This window comes from Streptomyces sp. NPDC059355 (assembly GCF_042752335.1).
Classification (GTDB): Bacteria; Actinomycetota; Actinomycetes; order Streptomycetales; family Streptomycetaceae; genus Streptomyces.
In genome coordinates this window covers 62,087-76,992 of the sequence record NZ_JBHYXN010000012.1, presented here as the reverse complement: position 1 = coordinate 76,992, position 14,906 = coordinate 62,087, and the positions used below count along the sequence as shown (strand labels likewise).

At 71.8% G+C, this 14,906-nt stretch carries 10 protein-coding genes; 6 read left to right on the top strand and 4 right to left on the bottom strand.

Translation table 11 applies throughout. The annotated features are described in order from the left end of the window. Positions 1-61 precede the first annotated feature (61 nt). Both acnA and ACFXGI_RS14425 read right to left on the bottom strand, forming a co-directional pair. The gene (acnA, locus tag ACFXGI_RS14430) at positions 62-2,791 is read right to left on the bottom strand and encodes an aconitate hydratase AcnA (protein WP_384705881.1); all 2,730 of its coding nucleotides are present in this window, start codon (positions 2,789-2,791) and stop codon (positions 62-64) included. A 184-nt stretch (positions 2,792-2,975) separates the two neighbouring features. Continuing rightward, the gene (locus ACFXGI_RS14425; RefSeq protein ID WP_384705880.1) at positions 2,976-4,037 is read right to left on the bottom strand and encodes a LacI family DNA-binding transcriptional regulator; all 1,062 of its coding nucleotides are present in this window, start codon (positions 4,035-4,037) and stop codon (positions 2,976-2,978) included. Positions 4,038-4,141: 104 nt separating this feature from the next. Here ACFXGI_RS14425 and ACFXGI_RS14420 point away from each other — a divergent pair, with 104 nt between their 5' ends. Both ACFXGI_RS14420 and ACFXGI_RS14415 read left to right on the top strand, forming a co-directional pair. Continuing rightward, complete coding sequence (locus ACFXGI_RS14420; RefSeq protein WP_384705879.1) at positions 4,142-6,061, top strand: amidohydrolase; 1,920 nt, start codon at positions 4,142-4,144, stop codon at positions 6,059-6,061. A 145-nt stretch (positions 6,062-6,206) separates the two neighbouring features. Continuing rightward, complete coding sequence (locus ACFXGI_RS14415) at positions 6,207-7,736, top strand: UDP-N-acetylglucosamine 1-carboxyvinyltransferase (protein WP_351782796.1); 1,530 nt, start codon at positions 6,207-6,209, stop codon at positions 7,734-7,736. Positions 7,737-8,002: 266 nt separating this feature from the next. On the opposite strand, the gene ACFXGI_RS14410 is transcribed toward ACFXGI_RS14415, so the two are convergent. Next, entirely contained in the window at positions 8,003-8,308 is a 306-nt protein-coding gene (locus ACFXGI_RS14410) for a hypothetical protein (protein WP_384705878.1), read from the bottom strand. Between ACFXGI_RS14410 and ACFXGI_RS14405 the strand changes: the two genes are divergently transcribed. The 3 genes from ACFXGI_RS14405 to ACFXGI_RS14395 all read left to right on the top strand — a co-directional run bounded on the left by ACFXGI_RS14405 (position 8,307) and on the right by ACFXGI_RS14395 (position 11,115). Further along, positions 8,307-8,777 (top strand): NUDIX domain-containing protein, encoded by a 471-nt coding sequence (locus tag ACFXGI_RS14405; protein WP_384705877.1) that lies wholly within the window; start codon positions 8,307-8,309, stop codon positions 8,775-8,777. The genes ACFXGI_RS14410 and ACFXGI_RS14405 overlap by 2 nt on opposite strands. Before the next feature lie 254 nt (positions 8,778-9,031). After that, a complete protein-coding gene (locus ACFXGI_RS14400) occupies positions 9,032-9,619 on the top strand; it encodes an excalibur calcium-binding domain-containing protein (RefSeq protein WP_384705876.1) in 588 nt (195 codons plus the stop codon). A 110-nt stretch (positions 9,620-9,729) separates the two neighbouring features. Next, positions 9,730-11,115 carry a cytochrome P450 gene (locus tag ACFXGI_RS14395; protein ID WP_384705875.1) on the top strand — a complete coding sequence of 462 codons (1,386 nt, stop codon included), beginning with the start codon at positions 9,730-9,732 and terminating at the stop codon, positions 11,113-11,115. A gap of 59 nt (positions 11,116-11,174) precedes the next feature. Here ACFXGI_RS14395 and ACFXGI_RS14390 read toward each other — a convergent pair whose 3' ends face one another. Next, a complete protein-coding gene (locus ACFXGI_RS14390) occupies positions 11,175-12,722 on the bottom strand; it encodes an MFS transporter (RefSeq protein WP_384705874.1) in 1,548 nt (515 codons plus the stop codon). 97 nt (positions 12,723-12,819) lie between these two features. Between ACFXGI_RS14390 and ACFXGI_RS14385 the strand changes: the two genes are divergently transcribed. Further along, positions 12,820-14,892 (top strand): prolyl oligopeptidase family serine peptidase, encoded by a 2,073-nt coding sequence (locus ACFXGI_RS14385; RefSeq protein WP_384705873.1) that lies wholly within the window; start codon positions 12,820-12,822, stop codon positions 14,890-14,892. The last annotated feature ends 14 nt before the right edge of the window (positions 14,893-14,906 follow it).

Here is a 14,906-nt window from a genome sequence, read left to right as displayed (position 1 = left end):
AAAAGCGAAAAGGGCCGCATCCCCTTGACGGGGATACGGCCCTTTGGTGGTGCTAAGACCCTCAGCCTCGGATGAGGTTGCGGAGCACGTACTGCATGATGCCGCCGTTGCGGTAGTAGTCCGCCTCACCGGGGGTGTCGATGCGGACGACCGCGTCGAACTCCACACCGGTGTCGGTGGTGACCTTGACGGTGCGCGGGGTGGTGCCGTTGTTCAGCTCCTCCACACCGGTGAAGGAGAAGGTCTCCTCGCCGGTGAGGCCCAGCGCGGCCGCCGAGGCGCCCTCCGGGAACTGCAGCGGGAGCACGCCCATGCCGATCAGGTTCGAGCGGTGGATGCGCTCGTAGGACTCGGCGATGACGGCCTTGACGCCGAGCAGCGCGGTGCCCTTGGCGGCCCAGTCGCGGGACGAGCCCGAGCCGTACTCCTTGCCCGCCAGGATGACCAGCGGGATGCCGGCGGCCTGGTAGTTCTGGGAGGCGTCGTAGATGAACGCGACCGGCGCGCCCTCGACCGTGAAGTCGCGGGTGAAGCCGCCCTCGGTGCCCGGCGCGATCTGGTTGCGCAGGCGGATGTTGGCGAAGGTACCGCGGATCATGACCTCGTGGTTGCCGCGGCGGGAACCGTACGAGTTGAAGTCGCGGCGCTCGACGCCGTGCTCGGTGAGGTACTTGCCGGCCGGGGTGTCGGCCTTGATCGCACCCGCCGGGGAGATGTGGTCGGTGGTGACCGAGTCGCCCAGCTTCGCCAGCACGCGCGCGCCGGCGATGTCGGAGACCGGGGTGGTCTCCATCGTCATGCCCTCGAAGTAAGGGGGCTTGCGGACGTAGGTGGACTGCGGGTCCCACTCGAAGGTGTTGCCGGTCGGGATCGACAGCGCCTGCCACTGGGCGTCGCCCGCGAAGACGTCCTGGTAGGACTTGCTGAACATGTCCTCGCCGATGGCGTTCGCCACGACGTCGTTGACTTCGGCCTCGGACGGCCAGATGTCCTGGAGGAAGACCGGCTTGCCCTCGGTGTCGATGCCGATGGCGTCCTTGGTGACGTCCACCTTCATGGAGCCCGCGATGGCGTACGCGACGACCAGCGGCGGGGAGGCCAGGTAGTTCATCTTGACGTCGGGGTTGATGCGGCCCTCGAAGTTGCGGTTGCCCGAGAGGACCGAGGTGACCGCGAGGTCGTGCTCGTTGATCGCCTTCGAGATCTCCTCGTCCAGCGGACCGGAGTTGCCGATGCAGGTGGTGCAGCCGTACCCGACGAGGTTGAAGCCCATCTTGTCGAGGTACGGGGTCAGGCCGGCCTTGTCGAAGTAGTCGGTGACGACCTTCGAGCCCGGGGCCAGGGTGGTCTTGACCCACGGCTTGCGGGACAGGCCCTTCTCGACCGCCTTCTTGGCCACGAGCGCCGCGGCGACCATGACGTAGGGGTTCGAGGTGTTGGTGCAGGAGGTGATCGCGGCGACGGTGACGGCGCCGTGGTCGATCTCGAAGGACGTGCCGTCGGCCAGGGTGACCTGGGTCGGGCGGGTCGGCACGCCGTTGACGGCGGCCGGGGCGTCGGACGCCGGGAAGGACTCCTTGCCGGCCTCCTCGTCGTCGCTGACGTAGTTGCGTACGTCCACGGCGAACTGCTCGGCGGCGTTGGCCAGGATGATGCGGTCCTGCGGGCGCTTCGGGCCGGCGATGGAGGGGACGACCGTGGAGAGGTCGAGCTCCAGCTTCTCGGAGAAGTCCGGCTCGGCGGCCGGGTCGAGCCAGAGGCCCTGCTCCTTGGCGTACGCCTCGACGAGCGCGACCTGCTGGGCGTCGCGGCCGGTCAGGCGCAGGTACTTCAGGGTCTCGCCGTCGATCGGGAAGATCGCGGCGGTGGAGCCGAACTCCGGCGACATGTTGCCGATGGTGGCGCGGTTCGCCAGCGAGGTGGCGGCGACGCCCTCACCGTAGAACTCGACGAACTTGCCGACGACGCCGTGCTTGCGGAGCATCTCGGTGATGGTCAGCACGAGGTCGGTGGCGGTGGTGCCGGTGGGCAGCTCGCCGGTCAGCTTGAAGCCCACGACGCGCGGGATCAGCATGGAGACCGGCTGGCCGAGCATCGCGGCCTCGGCCTCGATGCCGCCGACGCCCCAGCCCAGCACGCCCAGGCCGTTGACCATGGTGGTGTGCGAGTCGGTGCCGACGAGGGTGTCGGGGTACGCCTGGCCGCCCCGGACCATGACCGTGCGGGCCAGGTGCTCGATGTTGACCTGGTGGACGATGCCGGTGCCCGGCGGGACGACCTTGAAGTCGTCGAAGGCGGTCTGGCCCCAGCGCAGGAACTGGTAGCGCTCCTTGTTGCGGCCGTACTCCAGCTCGACGTTCTGCGCGAAGGCGTCCTTCGTGCCGAACTTGTCGGCGATGACCGAGTGGTCGATGACCATCTCGGCGGGCGAGAGCGGGTTGATCTTCGCCGGGTCGCCGCCGAGGGCCTTCACGGCCTCGCGCATGGTGGCGAGGTCCACGACGCAGGGAACGCCGGTGAAGTCCTGCATGATCACGCGGGCCGGCGTGAACTGGATCTCCTCGCTGGGCTGGGCCTGCGAGTCCCAGTTCCCGAGCGACCGGATGTGGTCGGCGGTGATGTTCGCGCCGTCCTCGGTGCGGAGCAGGTTCTCCAGCAGCACCTTCAGGCTGTAGGGAAGGCGGGCAGCGCCCTCAACCTTGTCCAGCCGGAAGATCTCGTACGACTCGTCGCCCACCTGCAGCGTGCTGCGGGCGTCGAAGCTGTTCGCCGACACGACAGTCTCCTTCATGCATGAAATTCGCGCGTTTTACCGCAATCCTGCCGCCACGCCCTGTGGCCAATCCGCTAAGGTAAGGCTAAGTTAGGTGAGCCTTACCAGCAGGGGCGGCTGCGGTACGCCTTCGGCAGATATCTCGATGTCGAGATAACTCTAGTGCATTGCCGCGCCCTGGTCATGCACGGCATGGGCCAGATCACAGCGAAGGCGTGCCCGGAACCGCGCGGGGAGCCGTACGCGGCGCCGAACGGGAAGGCGTGCGCGCCGGCCGGGAAGACGTACGTACGGTCAGCGCGGCCGGGACGGTCAGCTGGCCGGGCTCCGCCGCTTCCGGGGATTCCAGCAGCGCGACCAGCGCGGCGACGGCGCTCTCCCCGATCACCTCCGGGCGCAGGGTCACGGTGCTCACCGGCGGGTCGCCCCCCGCGTACGCGGGGTCCTCGCTCGCGCAGACGAGCAGCAGCTCCTGCGGTATCCGCAGCCCGTGCCGGGCGGCGGCGGCCAGCACTTGGCGGCCGCCGGGGTCGTACACGCAGTACACGGCGTCGGGGCGGGTGCGGCCGGGCCCGGCGAGGACGGGGTCGAAGGCGTGGCCCGCGGTGTCCTCGGGGTCGAAGGGGACCACCTGCTCGGCCACCCCGCGCTCGGCGCACCAGCGGCTGTAGGCCGAGGTGACGGCCCCGGTGTAGTACTCGCGGCCGTACGCGGAGTGCAGCGCGATCCGCGCGGCCCCGGCGGCCGCGAGGTGGTCGAGGACCTCGCGGGTGGTGGCCTCGTGGTCGTTGTCCACCCACACGTCGCCGGGCCGCGGGTCCGGGGGCCTGCCGTCGAAGACCACCGGCAGGCCGCGGGCCCGCAGGGCGCGGAGCACCGGATCGCCGGCCGGGCTGTCGAGGAGCAGCATCCCGTCGACGGCGAGGGTGTGCCACAGCGGCTCGGCGCCCCGGTCGGCGGGCAGCAGGGTGAGCGCGTAGCCGCGGGCGTGGGCGGCCGCGGTGGCGGCGGTCAGCAGCCGGGAGAAGTAGGCGATCTCGACGTAGTTCCAGGCGGAGCCCGCGTACGTGGTGACGGCGAGGCCGAGCGTACGGGTGCGGGGGCCGCGGCGGGCGCTGTAGCCGAGGGCGGCCGCCACCTCGCGGACCCGGCGGCGGGTGGACTCGCCGACGCGGCCGGTGCCGCCCAGCGCGTGCGAGACGGTCGCGGTGGACACCTCCGCGGCGCGCGCGATGTCGGCGATGGTCGGTCCGGGGCCGGGCACGGGGTCATCGTACGGACGGCGGTGCGGATTTCGTCGGCGGCGGCGGGTTCTGGTTAAGGGGTTAATCAAACAGTGTCCTGGCCACACCGACGTTTGGAGTGGCCATGACCTCTGCTTCCTTCTCCTCACCCCTCTCCCGGCGGGGCCTGCTCGGGGCCGTCGGGGCGGCGGGTGCGGCCGGCCTGCTGGGCGCGGCGCCCGCGTCGGCCGCCTCGCCCGGCTCCGGAGCCGGATCCGGCTCGCGCGGTTCGGCGGCCCTGGTGATCCACGGCGCCCGGGTGTTCACCGGGGCCGCGGGCGGCGGGGCGCCGGTCGAGGCGGTCGCGGTCGGGCGGGACGGGAAGATCCTGGCCACCGGGAGCGGCTCGGCGGTGCGCCGGCACATCGGGCGGGACACCGAGGTCGTCGACGCCCGCGGGAACACGGTGATGAGCGGCATCCACGACGGTCACGTACACCCGCTGGGCGCCGGCGACCGGTCGCTGCGGCCCTCGCTGGAGGGGGCGGAGACCACGCTGCCCGAGCTGCGGGAGCTGCTGGCCGGCTTCCTCGCCGACACCGGGGGCGCGGACGCGGAGCCGGACCGCTGGCTGGTGGTGGAGGACTGGAATCCGGTCGGGCTGCTGCCGACCGGGAGCGTGCCGCACCACTCGATGCTGGACGCGCTGGCCACCCGCAGACCGGTCGCGCTGGTCGGCGGCGACGGGCACAACCTCTGGGTCAACCGGCGGGCCCTGGACATCGCCGGGATCACCGCGGCCACGCCCGACCCGGTCGGCGGCCGGATCGTGAAGGGGGCGGACGGGCAGCCGACGGGTGTCCTGAAGGACGACGCGCAGGACCTGGTGAAGCGGCACATCCCGGAGCCCTCCCGGGCCGAACTGGTCGCGGCCTGCGCCAAGGTGCTGGAGCTGGCGGCCGCCTCCGGGGTCACCACGATGATGGACGCCCTGGTCGGGCGGCACGAGCTGGAGCTGTACCAGGCCCTGGCCGCGGCCGGGAAGCTGCCGCAGCGGATCGTGCCGGCGATCCGGCTCGACGGCGGACAGACCAAGGACCCGGCGGGCTCGCTGGCGTACGCGCGCGGGCTGCGCAAGGAGTTCGAGGGGGTACGGGGCCTGCGGTTCGGGATGGTCAAGGTGTTCCTGGACGGGGTCATCGAGTACCCGGCGCAGACGGCCGCGCTGCTGCAGCCGTACCTGGACGGGAACGGGAAGCCGACGGCGAACCGGGGCGAGCTCTACACCTCCGCGGCCGACTACGGCCGGCTGACGGCCGCGTTCAACAAGGCCGGCTGGCAGCTGCACGCCCACGGACTCGGAGACCGGGCGGTACGGACCGCTTTGGACGGGTACGCGTACGCCCGCCGGGTGACCGGGCAGCGGGACGCGCGCAACGCGATCGCCCACCTGCAGATCGTGGACCCGGCGGACCTGCGGCGCTTCGCGCAACTGGGCGTCGCGGCGTGCATGCAGCTCCAGTGGGCGGCGCAGGACACCTGGACGATGGACGCGCTGCTTCCGTACATCGGGCCCGAGCGCCACCGGTGGATGTACCCGGCGCGCAGCCTGGAGCGGGCGGGGGCCCGGCTGACCGGCGGCTCGGACTGGCCGGTGGACGCGCTCCAGGTGTGGAACCAGCTGCGGACCGCGATCGACCGGCAGGGCGCGTACGGGACGGGCGAGCTGTACCGGGAACTGGAGGGGCTGAGCCGCAGTTCGGTGCTGCGGATGCACACCGCCGGGACGGCGTGGCAGCTGAGGCAGGAGGGGCTGACGGGGACGGTGGAGGCGGGCAAGGCGGCCGACCTGGTGCTGCTGGACCGGGATGTGACCCGTTGTCCGGTGGCCGACATCAGCGGGACCGGCGTACGGATGACCCTGGTCGGCGGCCGGGTGGTGCACGACGCGGACTCGGCGGCGGGCCGGGCCGCGGCAGCGCGGGCGGCCCGGGCGGTGTCCGGACCGCGCCCGTCGACGTACGCGGCGGTGCACGGCGGCCGCCACCACAATTGCGCCCACTAACCGCCTCAATAGAGGCAGATGTCCGCAATTGAAATGATGCGCGGAGAGTCGGGTGGATCCGACCATCAGTGGATCTGACGGTCGGTAACACCCGTCTGCCACACCCGACGCAGGAGCCATCTCATATCTGAGATACGGTGCATCCATGGCAGACGACTACCTCGTACGCATCGGCAAGCTCATCCGTGACGCCCGGCAGCACCGGGGCTGGACACAGAGTCAGCTCGCGGACGCACTGGGCACCAGCCAGAGCGCCGTGAACCGGATCGAGCGCGGCAATCAGAACATCAGCCTTGAGATGATCGCCCGAATCGGTGAAGCTCTCGACAGCGAGATCGTCTCTCTGGGCTACGCCGGCCCGATGCACCTGCGGGTCGTCGGCGGCCGCCGGCTGTCCGGCGCCATCGACGTCAAGACGAGCAAGAACGCCTGCGTGGCGCTGCTGTGCGCCTCCCTGCTCAACAAGGGCCGCACGGTGCTGCGCCGCGTCGCCCGCATCGAGGAGGTCTACCGGCTCCTCGAAGTCCTGAACTCCATCGGCGTCCGCACCCGCTGGATCAACGAGGGCGTGGACCTGGAGATCGTCCCGCCGGCCCGCCTCGACATGGACGCCATGGACGCGGACGCGGCGCGCCGCACCCGGAGCATCATCATGTTCCTGGGCCCGCTGCTGCACCGGATGGACCAGTTCCGTCTGCCGTACGCCGGCGGCTGCGACCTCGGCACCCGCACCATCGAGCCGCACATGATCGCCCTGCGCCGCTTCGGCCTGGACATCACGGCGACCGAGGGCATCTACCACGCGAAGGTCGAGGCGGGCGTCTCCCCCGGCCGCCCGATCGTGCTGACCGAGCGCGGGGACACGGTCACCGAGAACGCACTGCTGGCCGCCGCCCGGCACGACGGCGCCACGGTCATCCGCAACGCCTCCTCCAACTACATGGTCCAGGACCTGTGCTTCTTCCTGGAGGCACTCGGCGTGCGCGTGGACGGCATCGGCACGACGACCCTCACGGTGCACGGCGTCCCGAACATCGACGTGGACGTGGACTACTCCCCCTCCGAGGACCCGGTCGAGGCGATGAGCCTGGTCGCCGCCGCGGTGGTCACGGAGTCGGAGCTGACGATCCGCCGGGTGCCGATCGAGTTCATGGAGATCGAGCTCGCGGTGCTGGAGGAGATGGGCCTCGACCACGACCGCTCGGCGGAGTACACGGCGGACAACGGCCGTACCCGCCTGGTCGACCTGACGGTCCGCCCGTCGAAGCTCGAAGCCCCGATCGACAAGATCCACCCGATGCCGTTCCCCGGGCTGAACATCGACAACGTCCCGTTCTTCGCGGCCATCGCGGCCGCGGCCCAGGGCCAGACGCTGATCCACGACTGGGTGTACGACAACCGCGCCATCTACCTGACGGACCTCAACCGCCTCGGCGGCCGCCTCCAACTCCTGGACCCCCACCGCGTCCTGGTCGAGGGCCCGACGCGCTGGCGCGCGGCGGAGATGATGTGCCCGCCGGCCCTGCGCCCGGCGGTGGTCGTCCTCCTGGCGATGATGGCGGCCGAAGGCACCTCGGTCCTGCGCAACGTCTACGTCATCAACCGCGGCTACGAAGAACTCGCGGAACGTCTCAACTCGGTAGGCGCCCAGATCGAAATCTTCCGCGACATTTAAGTACGCCGCAGGTCAGGACGGATCCCGTCCTCCTGGGCCGCCTGTGGGCCGTCGCCGGTGTCTCCGCCCCCGCGGAAGACCCCGTCGACGGCCCTTCGCGCTCTCGCCTGACTGTCGGGCATGAGGCTCCCCCGCATCGAGCAGGGCGGACGCGTAGAAGTGCCGTAAGGCGTGCATCCCGTGCTCGCGTGACCGAGCGAACCGCTCACGCGGCGGAATGACGCCGGCCGTCCGCATGAGGAGCGGCGCCCCTGTTGAACCGACAGCTACATTGCGGCAGGGGCCTTCTTGTACCAGCCTGTGATGACGCTCACCAGGTGGACGATGTTCTGGGTACGCATGATCGGCGCAGCGGCGTTCGGCTCGAAGTCAACGTCAGCCGCGGTGGTACGCCAGATGCTGGTTTCAGGCACCGGCGCGCCCATATGCGCGTCGAGACGCTTGAAGAAGTCAGTGACATCGTCGAGCTCGACCGGGTGCTCGCCCGCCCGGAGTTCACGGAACACGCCGCCGAGGACCCGGAGCATGCCCACGGAGCCGAGCAGCGAGGTACGGCGCACCTCCTGAGCCATGGTGGAGTACGTCAAAACCATTGCCCGGGCCACCAGTTACGCCTGCCTCTACTTCACCGACACCGCGGGGCGGCCGGTGCAGCTGCGGGCCTCGTACGCCACCGAGGCGTGGCAGTGGCCCGGCGGGAACATGGATCCCGGCGAGACCCCTTGGCAGTGCGCGGTACGGGAGTGCCTGGAGGAGACCGGCATCGCCTTCGGCGGGGAACCGAAGCTGCTGGGCACGCACTTCATCCGGCACCGGGGCGAGGAGTGGCCCGCGAACCACATCGGGTTCATCTTCGACGGCGGCACGCTCACCGACGAACAGATCGGCGGCATCGTCCTCGACCCCGCCGAGCACACCGGGTTCCGCCTCCACACCGTGGCCGAGTGGGAGGCCATCATGACGCCCCGCAACTTCGCCCGCCTCAAGGAGATCGACGCGGCCCGCCGAGCGGGCACCGTCGCCTACATGGAGACCTCCTAGTGCTGCAACAGGGTGGTGGACACCGGACCTCGATGCGGTCGAGCGAGGAGGCTCAGCGCTCACCAGGAGATGCCTCCCCGGTCAATGCCACGCAGCGCATGCGCAGCGCCGGCGCCCACACGGAACATCGCGCACACGGCCCGAAGGTGGCGTGAAAGTGCTTCGTTCGGGGTGGGTGAACTGCGTACGCTGCGGCGGTTCCGCGAAGTGTTGATCTTGGGGGGTCATTCATGGTGCGTCGCCGGGGGTTTGCCGTGGCAGCGGTGCTGGGGGCGGTGGTGGCGCTCGGGAGCGGGTGCGGGGGTCCGGCGCCGAAGGCGGGTGCGGTGGGGGCCGGTTCGGGCGGCGCCTCCTCGCCCTCTGCCAGTGCGGCCGCCATGCCCTCCTTCGTCGGGCAGAAGTTCGCCGATGCCGAAGCCGCCGCCAAGAAGCTGGTCGGCGAGCCCGTCGAGGCGCGCAGCGCCTACTCCGACGTGCCGTTGGCCGCCTACCACGAAGGCTGGGCGGTCTGCTTCCAGACTCCGGCGGCCGGGGCTCCCCTGGACCCGGCGTCCACCGTCGAGCTCTCGCTCGCCGCGCCCGGCCAGGCCTGCCCGGACAAGGCCGGCGGCGCCCTCTCCCCCTCCAAGACCCCCGCCCCGCCGAAGCCGAAGCCGAAGACCTCACCCCCGACTGACGGCGGCTCCACCGGCGGTGTCGGCGGTGTCGGCGGAAGCAGCAGCGCCTACTACAAGAGCTGCGCCGACGCCAAGGCCGCGGGGGCGGCGCCCATGCGGCGCGGCCAACCCGGGTACCGCGAGGCCCTCGACCGGGACAAGGACGGGATCGCCTGCGACAAGTAGCCGGCGCCCGCCGGGCGGCCGGATCCCGCCGGTCGTGACGGGCGTGCTCGGCGCGGCGGGCGGCGGGCGGGCAGAATCGGGGGCGTCGGTACGGTGTCGAGGGGGCGGCCATGGCAGTGGAAACAGGGACGGGATCCGGAAGCGGTACGGAGGTCCCGACGCTCGGCGGGGTGCCGCTGCTCGGCTCCCTCTTCGATCTGAAATCGGACTCGCTCGGGACCTACCTGCGCGCCCGGCACCGGCACGGCGACGTCGTACGGATCACCGCCGGCCCGCCCGGGCTGCGCGCCGAGCTCTACGGCGTGTTCTCCGCCGAGGGCGCGCAGCAGGTCCTGGCCTCGGAGTCGGCCAACTTCCGCAAGGACAACGCCTTCTACCAGGAGCTCCGGGACTCCTTCGGCAACGGCCTGCTGACCAGCCAGGACGAGGACTACCTGCGCCAGCGGCGGCTCGTCCAGCCGCTGTTCACCAAACGCCGCGTCGACGGATACGCCGGAGCCGTCGCCGCCGAGACCCGGGCCGTCGTCGCGGGCTGGGAGCAGGCCCCGGGCGCGGTGGTCGACGTCGGCGAGGAGATGATGCGGCTCGCCCTGCGCGCGGTCGCCCGCATCCTCTTCGGCACCGACGTCGAGGCCACCGTCGACGTCGTCGACCGGTGTTTTCCGGTCATCACGGAGTACGTGCTGCGCCGCGGCTACTCCCCCGCCAACTTCCCGCGCAGCTGGCCCACCCCGGGCAACAAGCGGGCTGCCGCCGCGATGGACGAGCTGTACGCGGCGTGCGACACCATCATCGCCGCCCGGCGCGCCGGCGGTGCGGCCGCGGGCGAGGATCTGCTCAGCCTGCTCGCCGCCGCCTCCAGCACCGACGACGGCGAGTTCGACGCCGCCGAGCTGCGGGACCAGGTGCTGATCTTCCTGCTCGCCGGGCACGAGACGACCGCCACCTCGCTCGCCTTCTCGCTGCACCTGCTGGCCCGCCACCCCGAGCAGCAGGCGCGAGCCCGCGCGGAGATCTCCCGCGTCCTGGGCGACCGTACGCCGCAGGCCGCCGACCTGGACCGGCTCCCGTACCTCACGCAGGTCCTCAAGGAGGCGATGCGGCTCTACCCGGCGGCCCCGGTCATCGGCCGCAGCGCGGTCGCGGCCACCGAGGTCGGCGGCCTGACCATCCCGGCGGGCGCGGACGTGATCCTGGCCCCGTGGGTCACCCACCGGGACCCCCGCCACTGGCCCGACCCAAACCGCTTCGACCCGGACCGGTTCACTCCGGAGGCGGAGGCCGGCCGGCCCCGCTACGCCTGGTTCCCGTTCGGCGGCGGCCCGCGCGCCTGCATCGGGCAGCACTTCTCGATGCTGGAGTCGGTGATCGCGCTGGCGATGATCCTGCGCGCGTACGAGTTCGAGGCCGTGGACACGCACGTCCCCGTCACCGCCGGGATCACCCTCCGGGCGGACGGCCCGATCCGCTGCCGGATCAGCGGCACCGAGGGGTAGCCGGCCGCCGAGGGGCAGACGGCCGCCGGGGCCGGCCGGCGGCAAGACCGCCGGCGGCGTCAGACCGCAGCCGGCGTGTGGTTCCCCTTGAGGCGTTCCAGGTCCGAGGGGCGGACCTGGATCACGAACAGGGCGATGAGCGCCGCGACCAGGGCGAAGCCGGCCGCGACGATGAACGCGGCGCTCACGCCGGAGCTGAGCACCTGGTCGCCCCACGGGTCCGGGAGCTGTCCGGTGCGCAGGAAGAGGGCCTTCTGGGCCGGGTTGGCCTGGCTCAGGAAGACCGGGACCTGGTCGTGGGCCTCGTTGCGGCTGGCCGTGCCGAAGACCGTGACCAGGATCGACAGGCCGAGCGATCCGCCCACCTGCTGCGTCGTGTTGAGCAGTCCGGACGCCGCGCCCGACTCCCGGTCGGCGACGTTGGACAGGGCCATCAGGGTCAGCGAGACGAACTGCATGCCCATGCCGAGGCTGAACACGAGCACCGGGCCCAGGATGCTGCCGAGGTAGGTCGAGTGGACGTCGGTCTGCGTCAGCCAGGCAAGGCCGGCCGCGGAGCACAGGGCGCCCGCCACCATGAAGGGTTTCGGACCGACTTTGGGCAGCAGCTGGGAGGTGATGCCGGCGCCGACGGCGATGACGGCGCTCACCGGCAGGAACGCGAGGCCGGCCTGGATCGGGCTGAAGCCCAGCACGTTCTGCACGAACAGGGTCAGGAAGAAGAACATGCCGAACATCGCGCAGGCGAGGAAGAGCATGATGCCGTACGAGCCGGCCCGGTTGCGGTCGGCGAACATGTGCAGCGGGGTGATCGGCTGCGGCGAGCGCCGCTCGTTGAGGATGAACAGCAGGAGCAGGACCACGGCCGCCCCGAACGATCCGAGGGTGACGGGGTCGGTCCAGCCCTCCTGGGAGGCGCGGATGAAGCCGTAGACGAGGGCGACCATGCCCAGGGTGGACAGCAGTGCGCCGGCGAGGTCGAAGTGTCCGGGGTGGCGTTCGGACTCGCGGATGACCCGCACGGCCATCACCGCGATGGCCACGGCGATCGGGACGTTGACGAAGAGCACCCAGCGCCAGTCCAGCCATTCGACGAGGATGCCGCCGGCCAGCAGTCCGATCGCGCCGCCGCCCGCCGACACGGCGGCGAACACGCCGAACGCCCGGTTGCGCGCCGGGCCTTCCCGGAACGTGGTGGTGATCAGGGCCAGGGCGGTCGGGGAGGCGATGGCTCCGCCGACGCCCTGCAGGGCCCGGGCGGCCATCAGCTGGCCTTCGTTCTGTGCGAGGCCGCCGAGCAGTGAGGCCAGGCCGAAGAGCAGGATGCCGAAGATGAACACGCGTTTGCGGCCGAGGATGTCGCCGGTGCGCCCGCCGAGGAGGAGGAGTCCGCCGAAGGTGAGGGTGTAGGCGTTGACGACCCAGGACAGGCTTTCGGTGGAGAAGCCGAGGGCCGTCTGGATGTGCGGAAGCGCGATGTTCACGATGGTGATGTCGAGAACGACCATGAGCTGGCAGGACGCGATGACGAACAGCGCGAGGCCGTTGCCGCTTCCTCGGACCTTGCCGTCTGTCCCGCTACCGGTCGGCGTTGCGTTCCCGTCCACCTTCTCGACGCTAAACCTGGTGCGGGGGGTACACCACTCGAATGGCCTAGGCTGCATGACATGTACAGTGTGCCATTTCACATTACACACTACGATCATGGATGACTTCCTCAGGCTCTCCGCGAGCACCGGCCGCTTCACGTACGGCGCCCCGCGCGCGTTCTCCTTCGGGGACGACGGCCGGCTGCTCTGGTTCCTCCGCTCCACCGGCCCCACCGACGCCTTCGACAGCCTCTGGGTCCTGGACACCGCCACCGGCGCCGAGATCCGGCTCGCCGACCCCCGCGAGCTGTCCCCCGAGCCGGGCGCCCTGCCGGTCGCCGAGCGCCGGCTGCGGGAGCGGACCCGGCTCGTGGCCGCCGGGATCGGCTCGTACGCACTCTCCGGCGACGGCCGCAGCGCCGTGTTCCCGCTGTACGGCCGGCTGTACCGGGTGAGCTGCGAGGGTGTCGCCGAGGGGAAGGCGCAGCCGGCCGAGGAGATCCCGGCCGCCGGGCCCGCCCTCGACCCGCGCCTCGACGCCGACGGCTCCCGCACCGCGTACGTCACCGGCGACGCCCTCCACACCCACCCCGGCGGCCGGATCAGCCCCGCCGACGGGGCCCGCTGGGGCCTCGCGGAGTTCGCCGCCGCCGAGGAGCTGGGCCGGGACCGGGGACACTGGTGGTCCCCCGACGGGGAGACCCTGCTGGCCGCCCGCGTGGACGAAGCCGCCCTCCAGCGGCGCCACTTCGCCGATCCCGCGCACCCCGAGCTCCCGGCCGAGGACTTCGCGTACCCCGAGGCGGGCGGCCCCAACGCCGAGGTCCAGCTGTGGATCCTCGGCCCGGACGGCCCCCGGGTACGGCTCGACTGGGACGCGGCGGCGTACCCGTACGTATCCGACGCCGGCTGGGAGTCACCGGCGGAGATCCTGCTGACCGTCCAGGACCGGCTCCAGCAGAACGTGCTGCTGCTCACCGCCGACCCGGCCACCGGCCGGACCCGGGAGCTGTCGCGCACCGAGCACCCCCACTGGGTCGACCCGCTGCTGCCCGGCACCCCGGCCCGGCTCGCCGACGGACGGATGCTCACCGCAGCCGACACCCCCGGCGGCGCCGCCCGGGCCCTCGCCGTGGACGGGGAACTGCTGACCGGAAACGGGATCCAGGTCCGCAGGGTGGCCGGGCTCCACCAGGGCCGGCTGCTGATCGAGGCCGGGCAGCGCGACCCCGCCGAGCAGCAGGTGCTGCTCCTCGACCCCGCCACCGGGGAACTGACCCCGCTCGCCGACGGACCCGGGGTGCACGGCGTCCAGGCCTCGGCCGGGGCCCTGCTGCTGACCTGCGCCGACGCCGACGGGATCCGGCGGACCGTACACACCGCCGACGGGCGCCGGTTCACACCCGGCGACCTGTCCGCTCCGCTGCCCCACCGGGTGGTCCCCGTACTGGAGCGGGTCACCGAGCACGGCATCCCCACCGCGCTCGTGCTCCCCCGCGGCCACGTCCCCGGCCGACGGCTGCCCGTGCTGATGGACAGCTACGGCGGCCCCGGCTACCAGGACGTGTCCGCCGAACCGCGCCGCTGGCAGCAGCGCCAGTGGTGGGCCGACCGGGGCTTCGCGGTCGTGACCGTCGACAACCGCGGAACCCCGTACGTGTCCCCCTCCTTCACGCACGCCATGTACCGCGGGTTCTCCGAGGTCACGCTGGACGACCAGGTCGCGGCCCTGCACGCGCTCGCCGCCCGCCACCGCGACCTGGACCTCGGCCGGGTCGGGGTGCGCGGCTGGTCGTACGGCGGGTACCTCTCCGCGATGGCGGTGCTGCGCCGCCCGGACGTCTTCCACGCGGCGGCCGCCGGAGCCGCGCCGACCGACTTCCGCCGGTACGACACGGCGTACACGGAGCGGTACCTGGGCCTCCCCCAGGACCACCCGGACGTCTACGAACGGGACTCACTGGTCCCCGACGCCCCGAACCTGGCCCGGCCGCTGCTGCTGATCACGGGTCTGGCCGACGACAACGTCCACCCCTCGCACACCCTGCGGCTCTCGCGGGCGCTGACCGACGCGGGCCGTCCCCACCAGCTCCTGGCCCTCCCCGGGGTCACCCACATGACCCCGAACGGGACCCGGGAGAAGATCACGGCGCTGGAGCTGGAGTTCTTCCGCCGCGAACTGGCCTGAGGGGCGCGCCCGGA

Excerpts from the sequence above, each read along its gene's own strand:
- acnA (WP_384705881.1), bottom strand. The coding sequence starts at position 2,791 with ATGAAGGAGACTGTCGTGTCGGCGAACAGCTTCGACGCCCGCAGCACG.
- ACFXGI_RS14410 (WP_384705878.1), bottom strand. The coding sequence starts at position 8,308 with ATGGCTCAGGAGGTGCGCCGTACCTCGCTGCTCGGCTCCGTGGGCATG.
- ACFXGI_RS14405 (WP_384705877.1), top strand. The coding sequence starts at position 8,307 with ATGGTGGAGTACGTCAAAACCATTGCCCGGGCCACCAGTTACGCCTGC.
- ACFXGI_RS14420 (WP_384705879.1), top strand. The coding sequence starts at position 4,142 with ATGACCTCTGCTTCCTTCTCCTCACCCCTCTCCCGGCGGGGCCTGCTC.
- ACFXGI_RS14395 (WP_384705875.1), top strand. The coding sequence starts at position 9,730 with ATGGCAGTGGAAACAGGGACGGGATCCGGAAGCGGTACGGAGGTCCCG.
- ACFXGI_RS14415 (WP_351782796.1), top strand. The coding sequence starts at position 6,207 with ATGGCAGACGACTACCTCGTACGCATCGGCAAGCTCATCCGTGACGCC.
- ACFXGI_RS14385 (WP_384705873.1), top strand. The coding sequence starts at position 12,820 with ATGGATGACTTCCTCAGGCTCTCCGCGAGCACCGGCCGCTTCACGTAC.